Genomic DNA, 1,021 nt, shown 5'->3' with positions numbered 1-1,021 from the left:
GGGACGAACGAGCGCGTGCCGCCGTCGCCGGTGACGACCACCGGGCGGGTGATGAGAAGTTTCATGGGGGAGTCTCCGGAGTGGGAGAGGCTGGGCAGAGTGGCGGACGCCCAGCCCAGAAACGACAACGCCCACCAAGGTCTCCCCGGTGGGCGCAGTTATTAGCAGTACGGGATTACTGTACCTTGTGGGGGGCCAGCATTCAAGTAGGTTTCGGAAAGCCACCTCAAAAATTTTCACGCGTGAATGGCCGAGAGCGCGTCGGGGTTGGCTTCGACGATCTTGAGCAAGGCGCGAGCTGGCCCGGCAGGACGCACTCGGCGCTGCTCCCAGTTCTGAAGCGTCTTGGGCTTTACGCCAATCAGGTAGGCAAACCGACTCTGCGATAGCCCCGTGCGCTCGCGGATCGCCTTGACGTCAGGCTCGGGAAACTCCTGCACACGCACACCGGCCACAGCCTCACCACGCATATGGCGGCCCATGTCACGTACGCTGCTCAGCAACTCATCGAACTGTTTGTCATTCATCTCGTATCTCCGCTTGCATCACTTCCGCCAACCGCCGCAGCTGATCCGGCGTCAGGTTCGCACTGACATTCTTCGCGTAGGCGTAGATCAGATAGCACTGCTCCTTGCCGACCCAGTGGTAGTAGATCACCCGGGCACCGCCACGCTTGCCTCGACCAGGCAGCGGAACACGCAGCTTGCGCAAACCCCGACCACCGGGGATCAAGTCACCGGCGGCAGGGTTTTCCAGCAAGGTGTTCTGCAACTCGGCCATATCCTCATCCGAGAACAGTTCGGCTGCACAGCGGACGAAGATCGGGAGTTCCACAAAAACCATGGTCACATTATCCGCTAGAAGCGGACACCTGTGCAAATGGCTTTCGACTGCCCGAGCGCTCATAGCCGTAGTACCGGGCCAGCACGCCAAGGGCTGCTACCAGATAGCCCTTGGCCTCATCCCGATCCTGCCGTCGACCGTTCCAGCCATCGCGCAATGCCCAATCGCGGATCGACAT

At 60.9% G+C, this 1,021-nt stretch carries 2 protein-coding genes; both read right to left on the bottom strand.

Going from position 1 to position 1,021, the window contains the following annotated elements:
• Nucleotides 1-236: 236 nt before the first annotated feature.
• Nucleotides 237-527, bottom strand: coding sequence for a helix-turn-helix domain-containing protein (locus ACK4TH_RS12170; protein ID WP_145770281.1), 291 nt, complete (start codon nt 525-527; stop codon nt 237-239).
• Nucleotides 520-843, bottom strand: coding sequence for a type II toxin-antitoxin system RelE/ParE family toxin (locus tag ACK4TH_RS12165; RefSeq protein ID WP_409626825.1), 324 nt, complete (start codon nt 841-843; stop codon nt 520-522). Before ACK4TH_RS12165 ends, ACK4TH_RS12170 begins: the two co-directional genes overlap by 8 nt.
• Between the last annotated feature and the right edge of the window lie 178 nt (nt 844-1,021).

Source organism: Tepidimonas sp. (assembly GCF_046292505.1).
GTDB lineage: Bacteria > Pseudomonadota > Gammaproteobacteria > Burkholderiales > Burkholderiaceae_C > Tepidimonas.
The sequence above is the reverse complement of the archived record's forward strand: the minus strand, read 5'-3'. Positions and strand labels throughout refer to the sequence as shown.